This is a genomic window from Methanomassiliicoccales archaeon LGM-DZ1 (assembly GCA_030168595.1).
Classification (GTDB): Archaea; Thermoplasmatota; Thermoplasmata; order Methanomassiliicoccales; family Methanomethylophilaceae; genus Methanomethylophilus.
Genome location: CP115556.1, coordinates 1,313,447 through 1,338,771, shown reverse-complemented (window position 1 = coordinate 1,338,771; position 25,325 = coordinate 1,313,447). Strand labels below are relative to the sequence as shown.

Here is a 25,325-nt window from a genome sequence, read left to right as displayed (position 1 = left end):
CCAAAGCAATCAAAGGATGTCTCCGTACCCAGGCGCTAAACTCTGAACTTCAGCATAAGGGAGATCCATTTCCCAATCAGATGCTAAGCAAAAACAGAAATGAGTATGAAGGCGCTCCCGCGGACATGGGCGCGCACACCCATGCCTGTTTCGCACGTTAATCCCGAAGGACCCTCGCGGGAGCGATTGATTATCTCTTTCGGCACTATTTACTTCTTCCTCTTGAATTTCTTCAGATATTCGCTAGGCGAGGACAATTTGATTCCGTATTTTCCATCATTGCGAGAGAATTTCTTGTCCATCGTGACGATCCTGTCCACATTCGATTTCTTTGCTTCATCCAGTACTTTGCGATCGTTCCCCTTGACAGACTTGTATCTTTCAATGTCCGTTTTGCTTGAATCTTTCCGGATAACCTTGCTGCGATTCTTTTCTGAAAAATTTCTGAAACGTTTTTTCTCATCTTTGTTCAATCTGCTTGATTTGCTTACCCCAATCTCATCATACACGGTTCCCAATAGAATGAAATGGTCGCGATGTTTCATCTTATTGAGCGCTTTTTTCGATACTTTAGACGTTGGCTCTCTTTTCAAAACAGACACAATGATGTTGGTGTCGGGCGCAACTCTTTCTTTCTTCGGACGTATCCTTCCCTTCATTTCCTGCGCCCCTTCGCCCTGTGCTCCAGCCATCCGCGGCGCATCGAGGGGTCCTCGGCCAGCCCGTTCGCGTACTCCAGGTACTCGGCGAGCTTCTCCGCGCCGTGCTTCTTGTTCATGTAGACCGCCGCGGTCTCTCCCATGTCGCCTCCGGAGTACCGCTTGAGCTTGTCGGCGATCTGCTTCGCAGAGTATTCGGACATGATCTGCCTGACGAGCTCATCGCGGCGCTCCTCCTCGGCGTACGCCATGGCGTCCCGGTACTCCTCCTCGCGGGAGATCTTGGGGGATCTGCGTACCGGCGGGGCGGTTTTCCTGACCGCGGCCTTCCGGGGAGATCCGCCCCGGCGCCCGATCATGCCCCTCTCGGCCGCCGCGTTCACGGCCTGCTTCCTTCCCAGGCGGAGCCTGGAGATGTTTGTCTGCGTCCAGAGGTCATCGGCCGCCCGGGATGGGTCGTTCTGCTTCGAGAGGAGCTTCACATCCTCCCGGTACATCCTCTCGGCCTCCGCATCGGTCGGGCTGCGCCAGCGCCCGGTCTTCCTGTCCTTCACCGGAACGCTCCAGTAGTAGGGGTCCGCAGTCCCGGACCCATGCTCGCGGACGATCTGCTCCGCTACCGTCTGGCTCTCCTCGATGGACCTGGCATCGGCATCCATGCGCCCCCGGGACCGGAGCACCGACCTGGAAGCCCCCCTGCGCGATCCGTCGTTCCGCCTGAGGGCATGGATGCCCTCGTGGATCACCGTCCTCTCGGTGGCGCGGTACCGGTCGATCTGCATGGTCCTCCCGGAGGTCCTGCCGTCCTCTCTGCCGGCCATCGGGCGGACGTAGACGTCCATCCCCCTGCCGGCCATCTTCTTCAGCTCGTCGGCGGTGAAGTCCCTGTCCAGAGTGTCCCTGACGATCCTCTCCTCGTCCTTCGTGCCGTAGACCGCGATCTTCCGATGGGCGGCCGCCCTGGCCCCTTTGCGGCCTCCGATATTGCGCTTCGGACGGCCCGGGGTATCGATCCCCTCGATATCGTAGCGGTCGGGATGGCGGCTCCATCTGGCGGCCTGCTCGGGCGTGAGGTCCTCCGGGAAGGTCCTGGAGGCCAGCCTGTCGTAGTCGACGGCCGCCGCCCGCTCTCCGCGGGCACGGGCGCGTTTGGCGAGCTCATGAGCGGTCGGAGGCGCCTTCGGAGCTTTGCCGGTCATGGTCGCCTCTTGGACTTCTTCCCCTTCTGGCTCTCGGAGTAGATCTCGTACCCGGCGCGCCCGGCGAGCTTCTCATAGCGCCTGACGGTGGCCAGATACTCCTCGCTGCTTCTATCGACCTTTCCAGGCGGCGTCTTGGCCATGCCGTGCTTGTACATCCAGGCGTACTGGTCGTCGTAGTAGACGGCGCCGAGCCCGCCTTCGATGGTGGCCTTCTCCACCGCGGACCTCTGCTGTGACTGGGGGAGGTCCTTCACCGGGCGGCCGCCCCTCTGGGCGTCCACATCGGCGGCGTAGGCCCTGTTGCGGCTTTCAGTGCTCCCGGAATACTGGCTCCGAAGGCTGCGCTTCATCGCGTCGACGGCCTTGCGGGAGTCCGTCCTGACGGCCTTCTTCCTGCTCCTGCCTTCGGGCGGACTGTCTCTGTGCGCGAAGACGATGCTAAGGCCTGCGCCGCCGCGCTCCTTGCGGATCTGCGTCACGGCGTCATACCGCCTGTTCTGCGCCGCCTGCTTCTCAAGCTTGAGCCTGCGCTTGGCCTCGGCGTCCTTCCTCTTCTGCTCCCTGGCGGATGCCTTCTTCGCTCTCTCGTCCGCACGGTCGGCCGCCGCCTCATCGCTGAGGATCCTCGCCAGCCATCCGCTCTTCTTCTTGGTGCTCTCTGCTGCTGCCATGTTCTCGCTTTCCTTTCTGTTTCTGCTTCCGTCTGCTTTCGGCCCTGATTTTTATTATACGCGCGTGACGCGCGCACGCGCGACCAGCCGTTTTTTCACGGCCCGTTTTCCGGAGGATCCTCCGGGGGCGGCCCGTCGCCCATGAGCGACCTGACCTGCCTGATGGCGTTGGCCACGTAGCTCGGTGACTCGCCGAGGTTCTTGGCCATGGCCTTGTTGGTCATCCGGGGGTGCGCCTGCCTGTAGTCCCAAACTCTAATACGGCGCGCCCATGCAGGGTCGCGGCGGGCGCGGCGGATGGTGTCAGGCCCCTTCGGTGTCTCCGGGGCGGCCTGATCGGGCGTCTGCGCGCCATCCGGAGCGTCCCCGGATGGGCCGCCGCCCACATCCGGGCCCGCGTCCTGCTCCTCGTCGTCCGTGAACACGTCCTCGTGCTTCACCATCGGCGGGAGGATTCCCTCGGCGAATGCCGAGCGGAAGATCCCGACGCCGCGCGCCTGCGGGAGCGAGGCGATCACCCCGACGGAGGTGTTCTTCGCCGCGTTGTCCCCGCGGCTGATGCGGTCCCAGATCTTCCAGAGGTAGCTCATGTAGACCGGGCCGACGAACTCCTGGATCTTGGCCCGCTCCGTCTTCTCGGAGATGCCCGACTTGAAGACGAGCACATCCGACTGGCGGAAGGCGGGGTCGAGCTCGCCGAAGCGCTGCCATCCCCAGCAGTAGAGGATGACGCCGGGCCTCCCCCGGAGGCGCCCCTCGAAGACGTGCCTGGAGCGGTTGTAGTCGGCCAGGATGTCGGTCTGCTTGAAGACCTGGCGGCTGGACGCCCAGGTCATGGCATCGTCGATGATCAGCAGCTGGACCGGGCTGTCGTCGATCATCCTGATGGCCACACGGATGTCGTCGGTGTAGATGATGTGGACGCGGGACTCCCCGTACCTGTCCCGGACCAGCCCGGCAAGCCATTCGAAGAAGACCGACTTGCCGCATCCCTGGCCGCCCACGACGCACATGCTGGCCTTGACCACCTGCCGCCCCTCGGGGACCGGGAGCAGGAACCTCTTGAGCAGGTCCCTGGTGATATCCCTGGCCGTCCATGACGGGAACATGTCGTCCATGGTGAGGCGGACCTTTGGCTCGTCGCGGGCGAAATGGAGGCGTCCTGAGGCGGCTATCAAAGCGAATCGCCCCCGTCGTCGGTGAAGATCTTGAAAGGGTCGATGTCGTCCTCTTCGGAGATCCCGACGCCGGAGACGGCGGCCACGGTGAGGTACTTGTCGCCGCGTATGATCTCGCGGATCTCCGAAAGGCCCTTGACGATGTTGGCATCGTCGAGGTCCTTCTGGCACTCCTGGACCGTGTCGAGGATCTGCTTGTAGATCGGCAGCATGTTGGCCGCGAAGAACATCATCTGCATCCTGCGGACCTCCGGCATGTGGCCGTGGACGTGCCGCCGGGTGTACTCCTGGACGTTGCCGTCGTCATCCAGCCTGATGTCCATCTCGGTCTCCCCGAAGACGAGGTGCCAGTCGTGTTCGTCGATCACCTCCAGCGTCCCGCCGTCGGCGTAGTAGGCGTCGATCTCGGCCTCCATCCTGGAGATGATCTCCCTGACCCAGGCCATGTAGCCAAGGTTGTACTGGTAGGTCGTCTTGTACTCCTCGTACTGGTCGCCGCTGTGCACGGCCTTGCGGAGCTCACGATTGAGCTTCAGCCCCGCCTTCGTCGTCTGCTGTGGCATCGTCCACCTCCTTCCTGATCTTCGCCGTCTCCTCCGGCGTGCCCTTCTTCTCGTCCCCGTCCTTCGGCGGCTGCGGCCTCCTGCATAGCATCTCGAACATCCTGTTGACCGGCTTGGCGGCCAGCCTCGCCTGCTCCATCCGGAGCTCCATCTCCATCAGGGCGGGGCCCTGCTGGTTCCGGAGGTTGCGGATCTCCCGGATCAGGCGGTTGTTCTGGTCCTGCATCTCTTTCAGCGAGTCCTCGTCCTGCGCGAGCTGGAGCTTGCTGACGGTCCCCGCGTAAGCGATCTGGATGCTCGTAACGTAGTGCTTGGCGCTGAACTTCCAGAACAGATGCTGCGGCTCCCACCAGGTGTCGACGGCCTCGGCCACGACCACGCATCTCCGGAAAAGCGGGAACGCGGGATACTTGATCACGGAGTACCAGTCGTCTTCGAGCGGGACATTGGAAACGATGTCGTGGCGGACCCTCAGCACCAGGCGGCGGAAGAGGGCCACGTTGCTCTGCTTCTGGAGGTACTGCCGGCCGTCCTCGGTCCAGGTGACCAGGGGGACCATCCTCAGCTCCTTGTTGGCCAGGTCCGTGGTCCAGAGCATCATGTAGGACGTCCTGCCCACGATCAGATAGCCGACGATGTAGCCGAGGATGAACGCAGCATACCATGTGGCCTCTATGCCGGTGGCCCCCAGGGCGAGGTCCGCTAGGATGAACGCCGCGATGGCCAGCGTCATGAAGTCCAGGGGGTAGATGAACCGGGCCGTCCTCTGCACGCGGGCGCCGACGACGACGCCCGCCAGGGCGACCCCGGCGGCCAGGAGCAGCTGCGAAGCATCCATGCTGTCACCACCCCAGTATAAAGGTCGCGACGCACGCGCCGAGCGACAGGATGCTCTTGACGATGTTGCGCTGCCAGAGGTGCCAGGCGCAGAGCGCGAGGAGGCCCACCCGGAGGACGGTCGGGCCGTAGGCGAGGATCGTGTCGATGTCCATCAGAACAGCCCTCCGAGGCTGAACCCGTTCACGAGCCAGCCGTTGATGGTGCCGGCACCGACGGCCCCTGCGATGGCCAGGACGACCGCGATCACGACGAGGCCGGGACGCCCGTTGAGCACCCCGGCGAACGCCAGAAGGATGGCCATGGCGATGAACGCGATGGTGATCAGCGCCGTGTAGTCCTTATCGGCATCAGGTGCGGGGTTCGGGACGATGGTAATCTTCCCGGGCTCGATGTAGTCGATGCTGCGGACATCGAGGTCCACGCTGGAGACGGATTCGCCGGCATACTCGATCTCCGCCGCATCCATCACGTATCCGGCCTTGGACGTGATCAGGTAGGGATGGTCGGTGACATGGTTCCACGAGCTGAGGGACCCGGTGTAGCCGGTGGCCCACACGGCCACGGTGGCGGCCTGGGTCTCGGTGTTGCTGCCGAGGGCGATGCTGTCGTCCTGGGTGCGGTAGTAGGGCGTGAAGATCGCGTCCTTGGCGATGACCTCGTTCCGGTCGTTGTAGATGTCGCCGCGGATGAAGAGCTGGTTGGACCCGGGGGTCACGGTGTAGTCCTTCAGCAGGGCCCCGCTGTTCCCGGCCCAGTAGCCCGCGAGCTCCTGGAGGGCCATGACGGCCATGATGCGCTTCTGCGCGGCGGACATCTCGACCCCTTCGTACTCGTTGGGCACGGCCAGGGTAGTGATGTACGCGCTGGCGGACCCGGCGTCGTTATAGATCTGCCATACGGCCCAGGCCGACGAATCGGCCTGGTTCATGGTGGAGATCACCGACGACAGCAGCCCCTGGCGCTGCTTAAGCACCTCGGTCACGTCCACGGTACTGGCGGAGGAGCCTTCTGCCTTGAAGGATATCCCGAGGCTATCGTAGGAGACCCCGCCGACGGAGATCCTGCCGGAATCGGAGTCGTAGATAGCGATCGCGGAGCTGCCGCCGGCGGTCATGATCACGCCGGGGCGGACCTGGGCGGATGTCGCGGAGATCACCGGGAGCATCCTGTCGGACACATATGTCGCGCCTGCCGAGAGCGTATAGACGCCTTCGGCGACCTTCTTCTCGGTCCCGGAAGGGAGCGAGACGAGGCCGTCGGGCCCGACCGCGGACCCGTTGGAATCGAAGCACATGATGTAGCCGTCGGATCCGATGTAGACCTCCTGCCCTTCGGCGGCGGAGGCCGGCACGGAGACGGCCCACACTTCCTTCCCGCTCCACGATGCGGCGGAGCCCATCGATTGGCTGCCGTAGGTCCACGATACTGTGATCTTGTCGTTGTATGCCGCGTCCTGGGTCCACGCCGCGATGTTCTGGCTGACCGCGCCGTAGAGCGCGTTGGGCTGGGCGACGGCATCGGCGAGCATCATCGCGCTGTTCGAGTAGACCCCGGACATGGCCATGATGTTGGACGGGTTGTAGGCAGTGTTCGGTGCCCACAGCACCGATGCGGAGAGCTCGGCCTCGCGGATCCAGTGCTCCGAGGTCAGGGACCAGATCTGCGAGTAGTTGGCCAGGGAGTTGGCGTAGGACGCTTCCAGGGTCTCGATGACCGAGTACAGGCGGTTGGCCTCGCCTGCCCGCAGGGCCTCGTTGAACTCATCGTTCTGCTTCTCGAGAAGATCCTCGATGACATGGACGGCGGCCCCGCCGGCTATCGCTCCGACGGCGAAGCCGATGAGGAAGATGGCTCCTGCACCCAGGGTAATCGGGTCGGCGTCGCTCTCATCGGCGATCTCCTCGTCGCTGAAGACGGGGACGGCGGCGCAGAGGGTGGCGGCCAGCAGGATCGCGGCCATGAAGGCCGCGTTGGTTTTCAGTTGAGCGTGTATCAAATCATCACCTTGATCATGGCGGCAACAGCGCCCAGTGCGATCGCGGCGGCCAGCAGGGACGGGTTGCGGAAGTAGGCGAAACCGGCGATGCAGACGGCGCAGAGGATCGCGGCAGCGATCGCGGCCGTATCGGCGGTTCCGCTGCTGCCCTTGTCAGTGTAGTGGGCGTAGAGGACCAGGTCGCCGTTGACGGCGCCCCACCCATACTCATGCTCGTGCGCGGCGTCGGTGTAGAGCGTCACGCTCTTCCCTTCCCTGGCCAGGTCCTTCATGACGGAGCTCTTGGAGAGCTCCTTGCCGGAGGAGACGGTGTAGGTCCTGAGGACCTTCCCGCCATCGTCCAGGACGGTGACCTTGAACTGGCCCGTGGCCCCGGAGGACACTTCCCAGTGGGCGGACACCTTCTGCCCGGTGGAGAGGGTGACGGTCAGGTCGCCGGAGGTCCCGGCGGCCATGGTCTTCGTGACGGTCCTGTAGAAGGTCTGCTGGGCCGAGCCGTCGCCCCAGCTGATCGCGGCGTAGCCGGTGCCGGGGGCGTTGGCATCCAGTGCGACGGAGACCGCCAGGCCAGTCACCGATACGGAGATGGCACGCTGCCAGATGGCGCGGAGGTAAGTGTCCGAGATTATCGGCTTGGAGAAGTCGAAGTAGCCCGCGGAGCCGCCGATCTGCTGCCATCCTTTGAACACATAGCCGTCCATCATCGGATCGTTCGGCTTGGAGGCCGTGGACCCGTCGGGGACGGATTGGCTGGGGATCGACCCCTTGCCGCCGTTGAGGATGAACGATACCACGTGCATCTCGGATGCCTGACTGGCACTCCATACAGCATACACTGTCGAGTCGGCGGATCCGACGGTGTAGCTTGCGCCGCGATCGTAAGCGTCGCCGGAGCCGTCGGCCTTGGTGTTCCATCCGTGGAGAGTGTAGCCGTTCTTGGTGAACCCTACGGAGGGCAGGGCGACCTTGGTCCCTGCCGGGACGGAGATCGAGTTGCCGGTGCCGGCGTCGGATCCGCCGTTGGAGCTGAACGTGACCTTGTGCAGGGAGGCCGAGGCATCTGCCCAGACCGCTGACATGGCGTTGGTCGGCGTGGCGGCCGCCACAGGCAGCTGGTATCCTGGCGCGTAGACCGCGCCGGAGGGCTCGTTGGAGTACCTCCAGCCGACCAGCACGTGCCCGGGCATGGTGTACCCGGTGGAGGGGAGGGTCACGGATCCGCCAGACTGGACGATGTATGCCTGGGCCCCGGCGGAGGAGACCCCGCCGTTGGCGTCGAAGACCATCACGCCCTCGTTCGGGGCGTAGTATGCGCTCATCACGGCGTCATGATCCGTGAAGGTGTAGGCGGCGGAGAGAGGGTAGTAGACCGTCTGCCCGGAGATCTTCGTGCTCCAGGCCGCCAGAGTGTAACCCGTCTTCGCGAACCCGGCGGACGGGAGCACCGTGCAGGTGCCCTCGGCGCCCGGTGCAACGGAGTAGCTGCCGGTGCCGCCGTTCGCATCGAACGTGAGCCTGTGGGCGGTGTCGGACGAAGCCTTGACCGTGATCGCCCAGAAGATGGAGAAATCGCTGTGCTTCTCCGGATGGACCCTGACCAGGTAGACCCCGGGCCCGGTCGGGGACCCCTTGAACTCGACCTCGTTCCAGGACTCGGAGTGGGTCATCGTCATCCAGTCTGGCATGCTGTCGACGACGAGGTCCGTGCTGTAGCCGAGGATCTCGGCCATCGCCGCCCACATGCCTGGGTTGCCGCCGGAGTAGCTCGTGCGGTCGATAGGCTTGTAGGACCATGTGGCGGACGCAGATCCGGACGCGGGGGCGTTCGAATCGAACATCCCGTCGGGCTCCGACCAGACGGCCCAGAGCTTCATGTCCGACCTGACCGCGATCTCCTGGCCGGCGGAGTACTTCGCGGACCCGCCGGAAGATTCGGCGTAGCCTGCAAGATAGTACTTCTCGCTGTCCTCGGGGGCGAATGCGGCCGCAGGGAGCTCGATGCTGTTGCCGGAGAACACGCTCCAGGCGATGATGCTCCCTGTTCCGTGGGCGCCGGGGTTGATGGTCACGGTGCAGATCGCGGGCGAGGTGCCCGCGTCCGCATCGCTGTCATCGCCGGAATCGGCGATGATGAGGGCCCCGACGGCCGCCATGACAAGGGCGAGCATCACGAGCCCCGCAGATGCGGCGAACTGCGACTGAACCCTCGCCATCGTTCAGCCCTCGTAGGCGATGACTCCCGCCGCAGGGTTGCTGGTGAACACCAGCGTGGAGACCACCGTGATGGTGAATGAGACGGACTGGCTCCCGTAGCCGGCGGTTGCCGTGTAGGTTCCGGGCGCCGAAGGGGCCGTTCCATAGATTCTGCCATCGGAGGAGACGTGCAGCCAATCCTGACCGCTGACGGTCACGCCGGAGATTCCGGTGTCTATGGAGACAGATCCGCCTGCTACGACAGACTGATCGGAAACCGAGAGATTCTGAACTGCAATCACTTTGATGTAGAATGTTTCAGAGCTGCTCTGAGGCTCGTCACCATTAGGGATGAAGTCGTAATTGATTTTGATCGCATACGTATCGAGGGGGCACGATTCTGGTACTGCTACGATGATGCCGTAACCATCATCCTCAGAGTACGTGGGGGTGTATGAGAGTCCGACTTCATTGGAATATGTTACACTATTTATGGTGACATCCTCAACATCCATGGCGTTGCTAAAGTAGTAATAGGGCGGCGCAGTACTTCCTTGTCTTACAGTATACATTGTTGCTGCGTCTGAATTATCTGATTCTGCAATGGCGACAACTCCGAAGGCCGCCGCAGCCATGAGGAGGACGGCGAGGAACGCCGTCCTCCTGATCCTGATGTCCTTGGATGCGCTCACCATGAGATCACTCCCATGTGGATGAGCGCTGCGACCGCGATCATCGCGATCCCTGCGATGATGCAGGCAGGATGGCGGACGAAAGCGAAGGCGATGATGGCCGCGATCCCTGCGAAGAAGAGGCCGATGACGGCCCAGTCGGAGGAGTCCTCGGGGTGGGTCACGTCGGTGTACCCGGCATAGAGGGTCAGATCTCCGGTGACGGCGGTGCCGAAGTCGAACTTGTCCTTGAGGTCCTTATCGGTGTAGACGCCGGAGAGGACCTTCCCGTCCTTGCCGAGGTCCTTGGCGATCTGCGCCTCGGAGAGCTTGGACCCGTCTCCGACGGTGTAGGTCGCGATGACGGACCCGTCGGCGGCGAGGATCTGCACGGAGTGTCCCTCGGGCTCGGCGGGGGTCTCCCCGGTCCATTTGGCGTAGTAGGTGACGGCCTTCTTCACGCCCTGGCTCCAGTCGACGGCCTGGGTGAGGCCCTTGTCGGCGTACCATCCGGCGAACTCCGCCCCTTCCTTCGTCGGGGCCTTGGGCGCGGAGACGATCTGGCCGAAGGACGTGCACTTGATGGTCTCGACGGCGGTGCCGCCGTTGCTGTCGAAGGCGACCGTCGGGTATCCCATGACCTCGATCCTGAAGGTCATATCATCGGTCCCGAGAGGGTTTGTCACGGTCTGCTTGCCGTAGTAGACTCCGGTCTTCGCATACTCGTGGAGGGGGTTCCATTCGGTGCTGTGCTCGGATCCGTCCCCGAAGTCCCATTCGATGCTCTGCGCATCCTTGCCGGAGAAGACGAACTGGATCCTCATGCTCCATTTCTGTCCGAGATCGGTGTCGTAGGTCTCGGCATCGGCGTCCGCGTCATCGGACGGGAGGAACGCCGCCATCGCGGCGGCGGCCATGATGACGGCCGCCAGCGCCGCGAAGCTCTTGATGTTGATCGTTCTGTTCATTTCCATTCCTTTTTCTTGTCGATTTTTTTCCTAATCAGGCCTCGTAAGCGATCACGCCGGACGACGGGAGAGAGGTGAAGACGAGCTGCGAGACGATGCTGCAGCTGACGGTCTTGGTCACCGACTGGCCCCCAGGCGTCGTGTGAGTAATGGTCAGATTGAATATCGCGGGCGAGCTCCCGGAGACCGAGAGCACGCCGGCGGAAGAGATGCTGACGGTGGTCCCGGCGGGAGCTCCGGAGACGGCCCAGGTCCCTCCGACGTTGGAGGTGTAGGTCTGCGTGGCAGCGGTGCCGACGGTCGTACCGAGGGATGCGTCGCCGCTGATTGCAGCGGACGCCTCCTTGGTGATCGCGAGCGTCTTCGTCGCGGTCTGGCCGTAGGCGGTCTTGGCGGTGACGGTCACGGATCCTGCGGATGCGCCATCGGTGACGGTGACGGTCCCGGCGGAGATGGAGACCCCGGTAGCGGATGTGACGGACCAGGTGACGGCGGAGGTCCCGGAGGTCGCAGCGAAGACCGCGGTCTTGTCGGGGGCCCCCGGATAGGTGATCAGAGAAGAGGGACCTGTCAGGGACAGAGCGGGCTCGGACCTGACGGTGATCTGCTTGGTCGCGGTCTGTGCCGGGCCGTGCGAGCTGGTCCCGGTGATGGTCACCGTCACGGACTGGAGCGCGGCCGATTTGCCGGAGATCGCTCCGGTGGATGCGTTGAGGGAGAAGCCTGCGGGGAGGGTCCCCTTGGTCACTTTCCAAGTGACCCCGATGTCGGAGGCGTTGCTTATCGCCGCCGAGCTCACGGTGTCGCCGTGGGAGGTGATGGTCTGCGCGGACCCGCCGGCGATCTTGGACCAGACGGTGAAGTGAACGATGAGGTCCTTGCTCTCGCCGGCCGCGGTCGCGGTGAGGGAGACCGTCTGCGTTCCGACAGCGGTCGGGGTCCCGGTGACCTTGCCGCCGGAGAGGGTCAGCCCTGCGGGGAGGGAGGTACCGGACTTGACGGACCAGGTGACGGCCCCCATCCCGGAGGACCCGGAGGGGGTGAAGCTGACCGATGCGCCCTTGATGATGTCGTTGATGGATCCGGAGACGGAAAGGCCGGAGACGACGTTGATGCGGATGTGCTGGTAGGCGGTCTGGGAGACGCCGCCGGTTGAGGAGGACGCTTTCAGGATGATGTCGTAGGACCCGGAGGTGACCCCGTCCTTGACGGAGACGCTGAGGGTCTTCCCGGACATGGAGGCGGAGATTCCGGCGCTTTCATACTTCTCTATGGTCGTGGTGACGGCCAGGTCCGACGGGTAGCTCGGAGTGTAGGAGTAAGAAAAGCCGGGCGCGAGATCGATCCCGTAGACCGTGCCGTAGTCCTCCGAGTATGCCGCGTCGGAACCGTCGTGGCCGTCTGCTACCAGGGCCGCCGCGCCCAGGATCGCAATGGCGGCCGCGAGGATCGCGACGTACATTGCATTGTGTTTCATCAACGTGCGTCACGAGGTCGGCGCTTATGAATGGTTGAAAAAGTCCCAAACCGAAAAAATATAAATTGTTTAAATACTGCGAATTGAGACGATAGGGAAACCCGCGGAGTGTTTAAATATTGAATACAAAGATGTTATTTCGGCCCCAATGCCAGGACTTGCGTCGTCGAGTTGTTGGGATACCTTGGGTTTCTGCCCATTTGACCTGGCAGGGTCTCGGGTTTCCGAGACCCTCGTTTCAATTTCTTCATCTTCATCTTCAGAACATTCCTGCGTCTGTGGAATCCTTTTCTGTCAGCATAAGCCGCGTTCGCGACGTAATCCTGCGTCTGGAGCGCATCATGGTACTTTCCCCTGGAAGAATCATATTGGTCTCCCTTCACGTTCCTCACTCCGCGCTTCGACTTGGATTCACAGAGCTCAGGTATCCTCGAATAAGAATCGTGATGATCGATTATTATCTCAATCTCACCGGTTCTGCCGCGCAGAGCAGTGTCCATAGACCTGCTCAGAACCTTTTTCCTGATCATATTCTTGCGTTTTTTCCACATCAATCTGCTCTCGAACGGACGCCTCTCGATGGTCCACACATCCGGCGGATCCTTCTTATCGATGTAACAGCCGATGTGTTCCGCTCCGAGAGTTGCTATCTTGCGGGTGACCTCCAATTTCTCACTGTACGATATGCTTTCATCAGAGGCTTTGCGCTCTTTCCTCGGATGGCCATGCCGCCTGCGGTCCTCCTTCGATATGTTCCCGAACGAATCTATGTCGTCTGTCACCGTGACCGCATAGCCGAAGGAGGATTCCCTGTCCGAATACGGGACCACGTCCCCGAAGTCGTCGATCACCAGGAAGGTCTTCGGAACCTTCGCGAATCTGCCCCCGGCATCGCGCGGCGCTTCCTTGGCCTTCCTGCTCCGAGATCTTTTCCGGCGCCGATCGGATGTCCGGCCATCAATCATTGCTGTTCATCTCCGATTTCTTCGATCATCGCCATCAATTCCTCAACGGTAGTAGTTTTAGATATAGTATCGAAAGCCTCGGCACCGGCCAAATTGATGAAGAGCGCGGCGAGGCGGACGGCCATCTCCACCACCTCCGATTTGCCGTGCCCTGTGACCAAAGAAAGCTGGTCCACCAGATTGGCTGTGGATTTCGCACCCCCCTTCCAGCGGTATTTCCTCTCTGAAACCTTCGGGGCGAGGGCCTCGGAGATCTTCCTGATGTCCGCTTTCTTCAATTCGAGGGTGAGCTGCACGGTCTTCATGGATCCTCTGAAATCTCCTCGAAGGATTCCCACTCCCCGCAGAACGGACATATCATGCAGTCGCCGCTGACGAATGTCTGTCCCAAATCCATCGTCCTCAAACAGCATCTGCAGCGGACCGTGCCGGACACGGCTGGATTGACCTCTCTCAATCTCAGCGTCATTCTCCCGCTCCATTGCCGCATGCTTCGTACTGCCGGACCTCGCGGTGCGTGAGGCGGTCGGTCTTGGTCCCAACCACATGCACCTGCCCCGACTTCATGAGCTCCCCGAGACGGCAGCATACATTGTGCTGTTCCATGTGCAGGATCCTCGAGATATCGCGCGAGCTGACGCCCGGATAGTCCCTGACGCAGGCCAGAACGCGGGCCTGGCGCGCCTCAAGGTCCGGGATGGCGCGGTAGGCCCTGATGCTCGCTTCGCTGGTCATGAGCGTCCCCCTCTGCCTGTTCGCCGTCCGGAGGATCGGCGGCGCGGTGCTCGGCCATGCTCTCCCGCGTGACCCTGTGGTAGATGACCTCGATCGAGAGGAACTCCGCCTCGCCCGCGCTCAGGATCCTCCAGATCCCCCAGCGGGAAGGCTTGGCCTTCTCGGTCTTGTTCTTGTTCTTGTTCTTGTTCTTGTCCTTGCCGGGCTCGCCGAAGCCCTTCATGAGGCTCCTGGAGCAGGAATTGAAGCGTTTGTTGAACGCCCAGTAGGGGGACTGGATGCGTGCGGGCGATGTGTAATCGTCCATCATGGCCAGCATCGCCTTCCTGACGTACTTCTTGAGGTAGTCGCCGCCGGACATCCCCTTGGCGTCCTCCGGGCGCGCCTTGGCGTTCCATCTCCACTCCCAATCCTTCCCGTCGCGAGACCTGACGGCCTTCAGGCCGTAGATGTAGGAGATCTCGCCCTGGCCGATGCGGCGCCATTCCTTGGAGATCTCTTCGGCGTCGGCGAGATAGTCGACGAAGATCAGGACGTGGATGTGGAGCAGCCCGGATTCCGTGAACTCGAAGGCCGAAATGTACTGGGGCCTGCGGCCGCCCCTCTTCTTGGTGAGGTAAGCCATGAACTTGTTCCATGACCTCCCGAAGCTGCGGTTGGCCTCCCACACAGAGCGGAACCCCTTCGGGTCCCAGCGGTACTCCCAGCGGTTCATCCTCTTCAATGCGGCGATGATGCGCTCCTTGGTCCTTGTCCCAGTGGAAGGATCCGCGAGGACCGCGCGCAGCTCCTCGGCGTGCTTCCTGTCGGCCAGCAGCGACCCCAGGCGGCGCTCCCCGTCCGCGGTGATGGTCCCCGCCTCCTTCCGGCGTTCGAGCTCCTCGATCTCGGCGTCCGGGCCCATGATCTGCCAGTACTTCCGGGCGAGATAGGCACGGCGCTTAGGGGAGCAGGCGGGGAAGGAGAGCTCGGCCGAGACCTTGCGGAGCCTGGCGTCGCGGACGGCCGTGCGCTCCTCATCGGACAGGTTGGGGTCCGTGGTCAGAGTGAGGAAGACCGCGCGGCGGTGGTCCCTGAAGCTCTGCTTCAGCGCATAGTCGAACTTCTCCAGGTTCGCTGCGGCCTTGGAGATGTCGTTGAACCGGGTCGAGTACTCGAAGCCCACGGAGTCCCCGGTGTAGCCGTCGAGGAGGGTGATGATGCGGTCCTCCGTGTCGTCGAGGTACCGGAGGAAGCGCAGCTCGATGTCGCTGCGGTCGGCATCCCCGACGGTCCGTATCCCCGTCAGGATCTTGATCGCGCAGAGGCGCTCGGCCGAGACCCTGCGGGGGATGTCGGAGGGCTTCGGCTGCGGTTTCCTCGGAGGCTTCCCGGCAGACTGTCCAGATGCGCCCTCCGAGGAAGAAGTTGGAATTTCGCAAGGTACCTTCATCAAGTTAATGTCGCGGGCGCCCCCCTGCCGCCTTGCGGCGGCCTCGGAGCTGATGACGGCACGGAGCCGCTCCCTCGAAACGGTCAGCCAAATGAGGCCGTCGGAGCGTTTCGAGACGGTCCCGAGGCCCCTGTTATATAATCTGCGGAAGGCGCGGCCCATCGCGACCTCGGTCGCGTGCTTCGTCTTCTCGCGGTACATTTTCGTCTTGGCCATCTGCGACGACGCGTACGGCAAATTCACAGCATCGCCGTTCTGGAGGGCGTACAGGACCGCCTTCTGCTCCTCGTAGGTCAGCTTGGAGATCGAATCGATGGCCATCGACGCCGACGGGGACTCGAGCAGGCGGTCCATGGAGGCCCTCTCGGAGTCGATCCTGATCGCCTCGGTCTCCTCCCGGTAGCGGTGCCAATGGATGCACGTTGAGCCTCCTTCGGCCCATCCGACGGCCTCTCCGCGGGAGTTGAAGAGCTCGACCTTCTCCTCAAGGCCCTCCGGCGGGATGTCGGAGAGGTGCAGCAGCGGGCGGCCGTCCCGCAGGTATACCCCGTCGAGCTCCCCGTCGATGCTCCACCGGGCAGGAGGGGCGGAGGGGTCCGCCTCCCGGCGGGGCCCGCGCCCGGATCCGCGCGTCATTCCGCTCCCTCCCCCATCTCGATCGCAATCCGGCAGATGTCGGCCACCGTGTAGGGTCCGGTACCGAGGGGGATGATCTCGCTCCGGCTGTGGCCGTGGCATTTGACGCAGATCTTCTCCCGCACCACCTCCAGCACATCGCCGCGGAGCGTGGCGATTGCGGCATCTGCACCCTCCAGCGTGACGGTCAGCCGCGGCCTGGTGGGATCCATGACGCAGTCGACGATGACGCGTCCGCCGTCAGGGATGTGGACCCGAGCATCGAGGACCTCATGCCCGAGATCATCATGCACGAGCTCGAGGGAGCGGTCGGAGATGTAGATCCGGACGGTCATATCTGCGCCTCCAGATCGGTGTCTCTGACCTCCAGGCCGAAGACCTTGTCGTAAACGGATCTGCAATGCCCGTTCTGCCACTCTGCAGTGACTTTCCCGCTGCGGCACCCTCCATAGCGGTATTCATTGACGCGGTCGAGCGAGACCAGCGTGGCTCTGTCTCCGCGGAAATCGATGATCTTGGAGCCGACGGGGACTGTGACTCCGGTCTTGTCGACGGCATAGAGCGTCATGCCGTCACCCCCTCGCGGGGATCTCTGCCAGTTCCCGGAAGAGCCTGCGGAGGAAGCAGTCCGTCTCCTCCTGCAGGGCCTCCATCTGCTCCGGCGTGAGGGAGATCGGAGGGCTCACCCAGATCCCGACGCGGACGAGGTCCGAGACGTTCCCGAGGCAGTTCATCGTCAGGGCCCCGGAGATGTCCGGGTCCCGCATGGCCATAGCTTGCGCTGGCGCAGTTATTTTCATCATTTTGCAACGCTCCAATCTCACTAAATGAGATTGAAGACACATCTATCTCAAACGTATTTAAACCATGGGATGAGATAAAATGAGATTCGATGGAAAACAAACCGCGCATGAACGTTACTGTTGACCAGTCGCTCATCGATTGGATCGATGGGCAGATCTCAAAACATGCCTTCGCGAACAGATCGCATGCCGTGGAGGCATGTGTCGCGTGGTACAAAGAATACAAAGAAACCGGCGAGCTCCCGCCGAGATGATAGGTTGGGGGCTCCGGGCGGATTTTAGGAGCGTTACTTCTTAAAAATTGAAGCCCAGATGCCCCATTTTGTTCTCTTGCATCCCCGTAGGGGATGCAACTTTTAATCCTGCTGGTCCCCGGAAGGCGGCTCCCGTCGAGCTCGCTGTCGATGCTCCAGCGCGGGGATTTCATTCGTCCACCCCCGCTGAATCCCCGTTTATTGAATTGAACGCGTCCGCGTATTTTTTCGCCGAGTTGTCATCAAAAAAGTTGCTGTCCAGGATGCCAGAATGGGCTCCGTATCCGGATAGCCCCACTTTTGATCCGAGCCGAACGTTCTGCAAGGCCGCCGTATGCCTGCTGGCACATTGGGAAGAAACATCATAGGCCGCTGCAGGCCGTATACATGGATGATGATAAATTACGGGCAGGGAACCGCATGCCCTGCCCGCCCCGGCCTCAGTAGACCGGTATCTTCCCCTCCAGCGCGAGAGCGTAGGAAAGGTAGATGTTGAAGATGAAGTTGGCCGCGGCCGAGATCCCGATGAGCCAGTTCCAGTAATCCCCGCCGATGACGGTCGAGAGGCCGACGGTGAGGAATATCAGAGCGGTCGTCAGGCAGATGCACGTGAGGGCCTTGGGGGTCTTGATGGATATCGACCAGGGGATCGCCATCAGGAACACGATCCCGAACGTGATGTTCTCCCATTCGCCCATGCCGATCCCGGTCAGGGCGACGGCCGCGCCCACCAGTCCGAAGACGATGAAGCCGAAATTGCTGCCGTTGCGGTATGCAATATAGGACACCAGGATTATCAGCAGGCCCATCAGCGTGAAGAAGCCTGACGTGGGGACGCCCTCATCTTTCAGCTGGAGGACCGCTAACGGAAGCGATACCACTGCGACCAGAAACAGGCCGAAGGCCGTCGGGTCTATCTTGTAATCATTCTCAGACAATCTTTTTCCTCCTTCGAGATTCCATCCTATGAATGGTTGGATTGATTATCGCATCCATCATTATTTAAATAAAACGTCCAAATAGAAAAAATAGCCCCTCATTTAAATTTCATAGTCGAAAGTTACACTTCCGAAAAGGCGCAAAAAGTTCCAATTGAATAATTTCGTAAAGAATGATTTAAATCATGGGCCGATGCGGGCCCCTGAAGGGGTCCGAGAAAGGAGTCTTTTCGGCCGCGCCTTCACCCGCCGAGATACGCCGCGAACACTGTCAACAGAAGGCATACGACAGCGGTCACGATCCCGGTGGCCGACCTCATGAGGTTGGATTCATACGGCGACATCCAGTAGCCGACGAAGAACAGTGCTATGCTGGAACTGAACGATGTCCAGAAGTATGCCGATGTATCATCGGATATGAAGGTCAGGCACAGAGCGGCCGGGATGACCGTCCCGAGCGTCACCACGAAGCATGTCACCGCGTTGAAGAGATAGCGCTTCCTGTCCGCCCTGGCTGCTTCCTGGGTCTCGAACGTGCTCTGCATCAGGAGATCGGCGGCGTTCTTCCTGGTGCCGTCATCGACATAGTTGAAGATGGTCCCGTCGAGCTGGTCCATGATCTCCGGCCTCATGGACTCCTTGTCCTTGGCCAGGTAGAGCCTCCTGAGGAAGCCCATCTGGCTGATCATGCCCATTATGTCCATCCTGTAGAAGATGTACATATCTATGGCGCCCCAGACGAAATCCATGCCCAGGATCGCGAGGATGAGCTTGGAACGGGTGTTGTAATCGACGAGTCCCAGCTGCTCGGCCGTGATGAAGGTGAGGGCCATCACGAAGCCGTACATGGCCTCCTGGAGGACCAATTCTCTGTCGATGCGGGAGACGAAGGATGACAGTCTGCTCAAAGGGTCACTTCTGATAATTTCTTGATGTCCTGCTGGCTGATGGCATCTCTCATCAGAGCGAGGTCTGCGTCGAGCTTCTCCCCGCAGAGGTTGCGGCAAACGCGCTCGAGGAATTCCATGAAACGTTCCGCTTCCGCATCGTCTATCCCCCCGCATGCTTCCTTCCATACGCTCAGGATGAAAGAGTGGAGCTCCCGGGAGACGGCCTTCCCCTTGTCGGTCAGGCAGACCTGGTATGTGCGTCCTGCTCCGTGCTCCCCGTTCTCAACGAAACCGTCCTTGCGGAGAGTGTCGATGGCCCTGGCGGTGTTGGCCTTGTCGATCTTCAGTATCTCGCACATCTCCTTCTGGGTCAGCGGCATGAAGGAGAGCACGGCGATGTAGCGGGCCTCCCTGCGCTTGATGCCGAAGGGTTTGATGAACTCGGTCAGCCTGTCCATGAACGTGACCCCGAGGATCCTGAACAGGAACGGCATCTCCATCATCATGCGGGAGGAAATCTCCGATTCCGGATTGTCGACCATCATGCCGCACCCAACCGTGGGATGGGTTAAAAGATTAATCAATCAACGGACGGCCGCTCACCTCTCCATCGCGACGTTGATGGCCGATTCCGCTATGTCCGCGCAGTATTCGGCGAGCCTGCGGAGGCTTCCGGAGATCATCCCGGCGGCGCCGGAGGACCTCGGGTCGGATACCGCTTCCGAGAACATCCCGGGGATGTCGCGTGCGATCTCCTTGGAACGGCGGATGCATTTCTCCGCTGTGATGCCGTCCGATCCGGACCATGAGGATACGGACGCGTCGATGAGATCAGGGATAGTGCCAAATAGATTCTCCATCGCCCTGCAGGTGCTCCCGGAATCCCCGGACGATATGAGCCGCCCCAGATGCCCGGCTAGGAGCACCGCGTGGTCCCCCATCCTCTCGAGGGACTTGCTGACGCCGACGGAGCCGGTGACCGTCCTGAGGTCTATGCCCATGCGGGAGCTGAGGCCGATGTCGAGCTGATGGATGCTGGACTGCCTCTGGACGAGCCAGTGGATCCTGTCGACCTCCGTGTCGCGGTCTGCCATCCCCTCCAGCCTGGAACCGTCGTTGTCGGCGGCCGCCTGGAAGACGTCGCAGACCATCCTCTTCACCAGGAGGTACTCGCGGTTGACGTTCTTCTGCGGCAGGACCTCGGTGGGGTCCATGAGGTCCTTCATCACGATGCGGCTGACGTCCTCCTCGGTGATCTCCATGCCGATGGAGGTCTGGGTGAACCTCGAGACGGCCTCGAGCATCCCTCCCCTGAGGGCGCTCCCCGACTTCACGACAATCTCGCTGTGGCCGGCGATGTACGCCCCTATGAGCATCCTGTACAGGGCGTCGGCGTCCTGCACGGAATCCGCGTCGATCTCCGAGAGATAATCCTGGTTCTGGAACTGTTCGCCACCGACGGTCAGCAGAAGGCCTCCGTTCGGCTGCGGCACGACGGATACCTGGTCGTTCTTCCTGAGGCCGACAGAATCCGCCCAGGCCTTGGGAAGGGTGATCATGAACGATGATCCGCCGGTGACCTGCACCCTTCTGACATCCATAGATGCTCAATCGTGCAATATATTAATCATGCTTTCGAGGGACCGCTATATATCCGGCCGGAGCAGAAGGGCCGATGCCGGGGGAGGCCCGAAACGGGCCCTCCCGATCAATCCTTTTTCTTCTTCTCGCGGGGGATCTTGGTGATGATGGTCTCGTAGATCCCCATGTACTTCGAGAGGTCGCCGCTGAGCCCGGCGTCGCGGGCCTCGTCCCAGGCATCCGCGGGGACGTTCTCGTAGGCCACATTGTACCGCATGCGCCCGAGCACCTGCTTGAAGAACACGAAAAGGGTCTCTTTGGTGCCGTAGACGAACGGGTGGAGCCTGTCGATCTCCCTGGTGTAATATGCCATGCGGTCGGCCATGTCGGGGATCTCGAGCCCTTTGAAGTAGTCCTCGTTCTCCATCCTGAGGAAGACGAGCTCGGCCTCCTTCACCAGATCGGCGGCCTTCACGAAGCGGGGGTCGGACATGTCGACGTCCCTGACCTCGCCGGCCCAATCGAAGACGTTCCCGAAGAGGAACTTGTGGAAGGCGCAGAGGTGGTCGAGCTTGTAGCTGCCGCCCAGGCCTCCGATCTCCGCGAGCTCCGCCTGCCTTGCGGCGAGCTCCTCCGCGACGGCGGCCCTGAGGGATCCGGCATCCCCGGCGCCCAGCTTGTTGGCGGGAACAGCGGCCCCGGGAGCACAGTATTTCTCGGCATTCACGTAGGTGTAATCCATCTTCGCCATGTTCTCTCGGATATTCCCTAGCCCCCGTCTGCATATAATGGTTGGCGCAGAACAGGGGCCTGCGGGGGGAGGGGAGCGCCCTCCCCGAAGAAGTTTCAGAAATCCCTTCTCTTGAAGAGCCAGTATCCCGCGGCCGAGGCTGCGGCCCCCCAGATGAGCATCACGGCGGCGTCACGGATGCCGTCATCGTAGCTGTCGGAGAGGGAGTTGCTGATACCTGCTGATGCCTGGTCGATCATCCAGAAGGCCGTACCGCTGCCCGCGCCGGCCTCGATGACGGACGATATGACCGTGAAGAGGATGAGGAACAGCATGAAGACGACGATAGAGGATGTGCTGCTCTTCTTCATCATCGTGCTTATGAGCAGCGCCACGCCGTTGGCCCCGAATATGTAGCATGCTGACAGCCCGAATGACACCAGCATCTCCGTCCCGATGCCGCAGAACACGGCGCAGAAGACGGCGGATACTGCATAGTACACGCAGGTGAACACGAACGTCAGCACGATCGAGGCCAGGAGCTTCCCCATGTAGATCGAGGATTTCCTGATGGGCTTGGTGAAGAGGATGAGGGCGGTGCGCTCCTCGTACTCGGAGACGATCGAAGTGGCACCGAAGAGCGTCACGGCGATCAGGATGATGAACGCGTAGAAGCTTATGAACATGGCCTCGGTGAGGCGCTTCTTGTCATCCTCATCCGAGAATGGGTCCAGCGCCGCGATCATGACGATGATGAGCGCAAGCACCGCAACGGTCAGACCCAGGAACAGCAGCATCTTCTTCCCGTAGAAGAACTTCCTGAACTCGTTCTTCATGACGACGAAGGACTGCCTCACATCGTCCTTTCCCCAGCTGAGCGTCTTCCTTCCTCCGGACATCCGGCCCGGAGAGCTTGCAGAACTGTTGGTTTCCATCCTATCACCTCGACTCCTTGACGAGCTCCAGGTACCTCTCCTCGAGCCCGTTGTCGCTCTCGCTCAGGCTGTACGCTCCGATGCCGAGGCCGGCTACGGCCTCCAGGAAGTCCGCCTGCTCGGTCTTCCCTGCGCCGAATTTGACCGATATCTCGTCCCCGTAGCGGACCGCGGAATCGACGTTGGGAAGCGCGGCGACCTTCTCGACCATGGCGTCGCTCGGTTCGGAGACCGTCCTGATGAGGATCGTCCTCTCGGATGCCCCGTTCACGAAGGCGTCGAGCGTGTTGGACGCCACGAGCCTCCCGTGGTTGACGAGGGCGATCCTGTCGCACAGGTCGGTGACCTCGTGCATCATGTGCGAGGACATCAGGACGGTCAGGTTGTTCTTCCCGTTCCTGATGTTCTTGAGGATGTCCCTCATCTCGGCCATCCCCCTCGGGTCGAGCCCGGAGGTAGGTTCGTCGAGGATGATCACGGACGGGTCGTTCATAAGTGCCAGACCCAGAGATATCCTCTGCCTCATGCCTTTGGAGAAAGTTCCTAGCTTCTTGTCCGCCCATTCGGACATCTTGACCTTGGCCAGGATGTCATCGGTCTGGCTGGCGATGCTCTCCTCGGACATCCCGAAGATCTCGCCGATGTATCTGTAGGTCTCGCGCGGAGTCATGTACAGATAGAACTCGGGGGTCTCGACGACCGTCCCGACGCCCTCGAGGGCGGTTTTGGGCTCTTCCTGCACATCATGGCCGTTAATGTACGCGTGTCCGCTGGTGGGAGTTATGAGGTTCGTCAGCATCTTCAGCGTGGTGCTCTTGCCGGCCCCGTTGGGGCCCAGGAGGCCCGTGAAGCTGTTGCGTTCCACATTCATGGAGAGGCCGTCGACGGCGACGAAGCTCCCGTAGGTCTTGCGGAGGTTCTCAAGGACTATGGGGCAATCGCTCATAGCTGCATCCCTTCTCTTTTTCTGTTTTCATTTGAGTGCCTCTCGTAGGACAAAACCTAAGACTTGTATAAATACGTACAAGGAGCCCCGCTCATTTTTGTATTGCAAATTGATTTGACAATTACGGCTTCTCTTAATTGATTAATCATTTGTCGAAGTACCACAACATAACATTATGTATAAAATGATTAGATTAATTATAGAATATATCTGGTTTTAAATTGTACATATTATAAGTTGATATAGTCAATTAAAATCAAGTTGCAAGCCATTTAAATAGAGGTTCAATATCGCATCGCCCGTATGGCAGTTGAACAAATCACTTACAAGAACATCGACCCCAAAGTCCGCAACATGATCATGGTCGGACTCTGCCTGGCCATGCTCATCGCATGTTTCGACGGCACCATCGTCGGAACCTGCGGGCCTGAGATCGCAAGGTCGCTGGACGGTCTTGAGCTGTACTCCTGGCTCGCCACGGCGTATATGCTGTTCGAGACCATCTTCATCCCGATCGCCGGGAAACTGTCCGACCTGTACGGGAGGAAGCCCCTCTTCCTCATCGGACTGACCCTTTTCGTCGTCGGTTCCTTCGTCGCCGGAATGTCCCAGAACATGATGATGCTCCTGGTGTGCCGCGCAGTTCAGGGTGTCGGAGGAGGTATCCTCATCCCTGTCGCCACTGCGGCCGTCGCCGATCTCTACCCGCCGGCCCAGAGGGCCAAGATGCAGGGTATGCTCGGCGCCATCTTCGGGATCGGAAGCGGTATCGGCCCCGTCCTGGGAGGATACATCACCGAGTACATCAGCTGGCGCTGGGTCTTCTACATCAACATCCCCATGGCCATAGTCGCCTACATACTTACCATCAAGAAGTTCCCGACTCCGGACCAGACGTCCAAGCCTGTGATCGACACCAAGGGTATAGTCCTCCTGTCCCTCGCCCTCGCCGACACCGTCCTCTTCTTCAACTTCGTCGGGGACGACTTCGACTGGGTCTCCGTCGAATCGGCTGCGATGATCGCCGTGCTCCTCGTGCTCATCGCTTTGTTCGTGGCAGTCGAGAGGAAGGCCGTCGAACCCATACTCGCACCCCACCTCATCCACAACAAAACGGTCGTCGAGGCATCTGTGTTCATGCTGGTCTTCGGACTTGCGATGATGGGCGCGATGATGTACTCGTCCATGTTCGCGATCTACATCCTCGGCCTCAGCACCCTCGAGGCCGGAGAGTACTCCATCGTGCTCGTCATCGGCATGATGATCACCTCGATCATCAGCGGTAACCTGGTCAACAAGACAGGCTACAGGTTCTGGATCATCCTGGGTATCCTGATAACCGTAGGCGGTCTGCTGATGTTCAACCAGCTCACCATCGGGTCTGAACTGACGTATTATGCCGAGTGCCTCTTCGTCTTCGGAGTCGGGCTCGGATGCATGATGTCCGTCATCATGGTCGCCGTGCAGAATGCGTCCAAGCCTTCCGAGATCGGCATGACCACCTCCGCGACCAACCTGTTCAGGGGAATAGGGACCACTGTCGGTACCGCCGTGTTCGCCATGATCATCGGCAACAAGATCGACGAGGAGCTCAGAGACCATGTCAGCAATACGGTCTACGGAATGATCTCCCACGATACCGGCTGCCTTCAGGACCTCTTCAATGCGATTTCCAGTCCTACTCTGGAGAACTCGCCCATAATAATGGCAGCGAACGACATCCTCCTGGCCTTCGCCAATTCCGTCGATTATGCGTTCCTCTGCGGAGCCGTCATCGTCGCGTTCCTCCTGATCATAGCGGTCATCTTCAAGGCCGAGGTCTACAAGGGGAACGAGATGGATGAGGAGATCACTGCCCACATCCAGTCCGAGGCCGAGGCCTACTCGAAGCACGGCATAATGCCCAAGCACTTCAGGCAGACCGAGGAAGGATCGATCGTCGCAGGCGAATCGCCCGACACAAAACCCGAGAAGAAGAATCGCTTCTCCGGAAAGAAGAAGGAGTAAGCGGGCCTCCGCTACTCCTTCTAAACTTTTTAACATCGGCCCGACGCTTTCTGAT

29 protein-coding genes are annotated in these 25,325 nt (G+C 60.9%); 2 read left to right on the top strand and 27 right to left on the bottom strand.

The genetic code is table 11. From position 1 onward, the window contains the following. Positions 1 to 209: 209 nt before the first annotated feature. From O8W32_06590 to O8W32_06495, 20 genes are all read right to left on the bottom strand, one after another. A complete protein-coding gene (locus O8W32_06590; protein ID WII08837.1) occupies positions 210 to 692 on the bottom strand; it encodes a PIN domain-containing protein in 483 nt (160 codons plus the stop codon). Beyond that, positions 656 to 1,858, bottom strand: a complete 1,203-nt coding sequence (locus O8W32_06585; protein ID WII08836.1) for a hypothetical protein — start codon at positions 1,856 to 1,858, stop codon at positions 656 to 658. Before O8W32_06585 ends, O8W32_06590 begins: the two co-directional genes overlap by 37 nt. Continuing rightward, positions 1,855 to 2,532, bottom strand: coding sequence for a hypothetical protein (locus tag O8W32_06580; GenBank protein ID WII08835.1), 678 nt, complete (start codon positions 2,530 to 2,532; stop codon positions 1,855 to 1,857). Before O8W32_06580 ends, O8W32_06585 begins: the two co-directional genes overlap by 4 nt. A 95-nt stretch (positions 2,533 to 2,627) precedes the next feature. After that, the gene (locus O8W32_06575) at positions 2,628 to 3,710 is read right to left on the bottom strand and encodes a hypothetical protein (GenBank protein WII08834.1); all 1,083 of its coding nucleotides are present in this window, start codon (positions 3,708 to 3,710) and stop codon (positions 2,628 to 2,630) included. Further along, a complete protein-coding gene (locus O8W32_06570; protein ID WII08833.1) occupies positions 3,707 to 4,273 on the bottom strand; it encodes a hypothetical protein in 567 nt (188 codons plus the stop codon). The genes O8W32_06575 and O8W32_06570 overlap by 4 nt, the downstream gene beginning before the upstream one ends. Further along, positions 4,230 to 5,111, bottom strand: a complete 882-nt coding sequence (locus O8W32_06565) for a hypothetical protein (protein WII08832.1) — start codon at positions 5,109 to 5,111, stop codon at positions 4,230 to 4,232. Before O8W32_06565 ends, O8W32_06570 begins: the two co-directional genes overlap by 44 nt. Positions 5,112 to 5,115: 4 nt before the next feature. Then, entirely contained in the window at positions 5,116 to 5,265 is a 150-nt protein-coding gene (locus O8W32_06560) for a hypothetical protein (GenBank protein ID WII08831.1), read from the bottom strand. Next, positions 5,265 to 7,073 (bottom strand): hypothetical protein, encoded by a 1,809-nt coding sequence (locus O8W32_06555; protein WII08830.1) that lies wholly within the window; start codon positions 7,071 to 7,073, stop codon positions 5,265 to 5,267. Before O8W32_06555 ends, O8W32_06560 begins: the two co-directional genes overlap by 1 nt. A gap of 32 nt (positions 7,074 to 7,105) precedes the next feature. Beyond that, a complete protein-coding gene (locus tag O8W32_06550) occupies positions 7,106 to 9,322 on the bottom strand; it encodes an InlB B-repeat-containing protein (GenBank protein ID WII08829.1) in 2,217 nt (738 codons plus the stop codon). Positions 9,323 to 9,325: 3 nt separating this feature from the next. Beyond that, positions 9,326 to 9,997, bottom strand: a complete 672-nt coding sequence (locus tag O8W32_06545) for a hypothetical protein (protein WII08828.1) — start codon at positions 9,995 to 9,997, stop codon at positions 9,326 to 9,328. Further along, complete coding sequence (locus tag O8W32_06540; GenBank protein ID WII08827.1) at positions 9,991 to 10,941, bottom strand: InlB B-repeat-containing protein; 951 nt, start codon at positions 10,939 to 10,941, stop codon at positions 9,991 to 9,993. The genes O8W32_06545 and O8W32_06540 overlap by 7 nt, the downstream gene beginning before the upstream one ends. 34 nt (positions 10,942 to 10,975) lie before the next feature. Further along, entirely contained in the window at positions 10,976 to 12,418 is a 1,443-nt protein-coding gene (locus O8W32_06535) for a putative Ig domain-containing protein (protein ID WII08826.1), read from the bottom strand. A gap of 134 nt (positions 12,419 to 12,552) precedes the next feature. Then, on the bottom strand, positions 12,553 to 13,269 hold the full coding sequence (locus O8W32_06530) for a hypothetical protein (protein ID WII08825.1): 717 nt from the start codon (positions 13,267 to 13,269) through the stop codon (positions 12,553 to 12,555). A 110-nt stretch (positions 13,270 to 13,379) separates the two neighbouring features. Next, on the bottom strand, positions 13,380 to 13,688 hold the full coding sequence (locus tag O8W32_06525) for a hypothetical protein (GenBank protein WII08824.1): 309 nt from the start codon (positions 13,686 to 13,688) through the stop codon (positions 13,380 to 13,382). Beyond that, positions 13,685 to 13,852 carry a hypothetical protein gene (locus O8W32_06520; protein WII08823.1) on the bottom strand — a complete coding sequence of 56 codons (168 nt, stop codon included), beginning with the start codon at positions 13,850 to 13,852 and terminating at the stop codon, positions 13,685 to 13,687. The genes O8W32_06525 and O8W32_06520 overlap by 4 nt, the downstream gene beginning before the upstream one ends. After that, positions 13,849 to 14,118: a helix-turn-helix domain-containing protein gene (locus tag O8W32_06515; protein WII08822.1), complete on the bottom strand. Its 270-nt coding sequence runs from the start codon at positions 14,116 to 14,118 to the stop codon at positions 13,849 to 13,851. Before O8W32_06515 ends, O8W32_06520 begins: the two co-directional genes overlap by 4 nt. Further along, positions 14,069 to 16,186 carry a hypothetical protein gene (locus O8W32_06510; protein ID WII08821.1) on the bottom strand — a complete coding sequence of 706 codons (2,118 nt, stop codon included), beginning with the start codon at positions 16,184 to 16,186 and terminating at the stop codon, positions 14,069 to 14,071. Before O8W32_06510 ends, O8W32_06515 begins: the two co-directional genes overlap by 50 nt. After that, entirely contained in the window at positions 16,183 to 16,521 is a 339-nt protein-coding gene (locus O8W32_06505) for a hypothetical protein (GenBank protein ID WII08820.1), read from the bottom strand. Before O8W32_06505 ends, O8W32_06510 begins: the two co-directional genes overlap by 4 nt. After that, positions 16,518 to 16,754 carry a hypothetical protein gene (locus tag O8W32_06500; protein ID WII08819.1) on the bottom strand — a complete coding sequence of 79 codons (237 nt, stop codon included), beginning with the start codon at positions 16,752 to 16,754 and terminating at the stop codon, positions 16,518 to 16,520. Before O8W32_06500 ends, O8W32_06505 begins: the two co-directional genes overlap by 4 nt. Positions 16,755 to 16,758: 4 nt before the next feature. Beyond that, on the bottom strand, positions 16,759 to 16,959 hold the full coding sequence (locus O8W32_06495) for a hypothetical protein (protein ID WII08818.1): 201 nt from the start codon (positions 16,957 to 16,959) through the stop codon (positions 16,759 to 16,761). A gap of 119 nt (positions 16,960 to 17,078) precedes the next feature. Between O8W32_06495 and O8W32_06490 the strand changes: the two genes are divergently transcribed. Then, positions 17,079 to 17,243, top strand: coding sequence for a ribbon-helix-helix domain-containing protein (locus O8W32_06490; protein WII08817.1), 165 nt, complete (start codon positions 17,079 to 17,081; stop codon positions 17,241 to 17,243). Positions 17,244 to 17,683: 440 nt separating this feature from the next. Here O8W32_06490 and O8W32_06485 read toward each other — a convergent pair whose 3' ends face one another. The 7 genes from O8W32_06485 to O8W32_06455 all read right to left on the bottom strand — a co-directional run bounded on the left by O8W32_06485 (position 17,684) and on the right by O8W32_06455 (position 23,263). Beyond that, positions 17,684 to 18,181: a hypothetical protein gene (locus tag O8W32_06485; GenBank protein ID WII08816.1), complete on the bottom strand. Its 498-nt coding sequence runs from the start codon at positions 18,179 to 18,181 to the stop codon at positions 17,684 to 17,686. A gap of 242 nt (positions 18,182 to 18,423) precedes the next feature. Further along, positions 18,424 to 19,089 (bottom strand): hypothetical protein, encoded by a 666-nt coding sequence (locus tag O8W32_06480; protein ID WII08815.1) that lies wholly within the window; start codon positions 19,087 to 19,089, stop codon positions 18,424 to 18,426. Further along, a complete protein-coding gene (locus tag O8W32_06475; protein WII08814.1) occupies positions 19,086 to 19,616 on the bottom strand; it encodes a MarR family winged helix-turn-helix transcriptional regulator in 531 nt (176 codons plus the stop codon). The genes O8W32_06480 and O8W32_06475 overlap by 4 nt, the downstream gene beginning before the upstream one ends. A gap of 54 nt (positions 19,617 to 19,670) precedes the next feature. Continuing rightward, positions 19,671 to 20,672, bottom strand: coding sequence for an AbrB/MazE/SpoVT family DNA-binding domain-containing protein (locus tag O8W32_06470; GenBank protein ID WII08813.1), 1,002 nt, complete (start codon positions 20,670 to 20,672; stop codon positions 19,671 to 19,673). A gap of 107 nt (positions 20,673 to 20,779) precedes the next feature. Continuing rightward, complete coding sequence (locus tag O8W32_06465; protein ID WII08812.1) at positions 20,780 to 21,403, bottom strand: Fic family protein; 624 nt, start codon at positions 21,401 to 21,403, stop codon at positions 20,780 to 20,782. Between the two features lie 95 nt (positions 21,404 to 21,498). Then, positions 21,499 to 22,317 (bottom strand): ABC transporter permease subunit, encoded by an 819-nt coding sequence (locus O8W32_06460; protein ID WII08811.1) that lies wholly within the window; start codon positions 22,315 to 22,317, stop codon positions 21,499 to 21,501. Positions 22,318 to 22,321: 4 nt separating this feature from the next. Continuing rightward, positions 22,322 to 23,263: an ABC transporter ATP-binding protein gene (locus tag O8W32_06455; GenBank protein ID WII08810.1), complete on the bottom strand. Its 942-nt coding sequence runs from the start codon at positions 23,261 to 23,263 to the stop codon at positions 22,322 to 22,324. 303 nt (positions 23,264 to 23,566) lie between these two features. On the opposite strand from O8W32_06455, the gene O8W32_06450 reads away from it, so the two are divergent. Next, positions 23,567 to 25,270: an MDR family MFS transporter gene (locus O8W32_06450; GenBank protein WII08809.1), complete on the top strand. Its 1,704-nt coding sequence runs from the start codon at positions 23,567 to 23,569 to the stop codon at positions 25,268 to 25,270. The last annotated feature ends 55 nt before the right edge of the window (positions 25,271 to 25,325 follow it).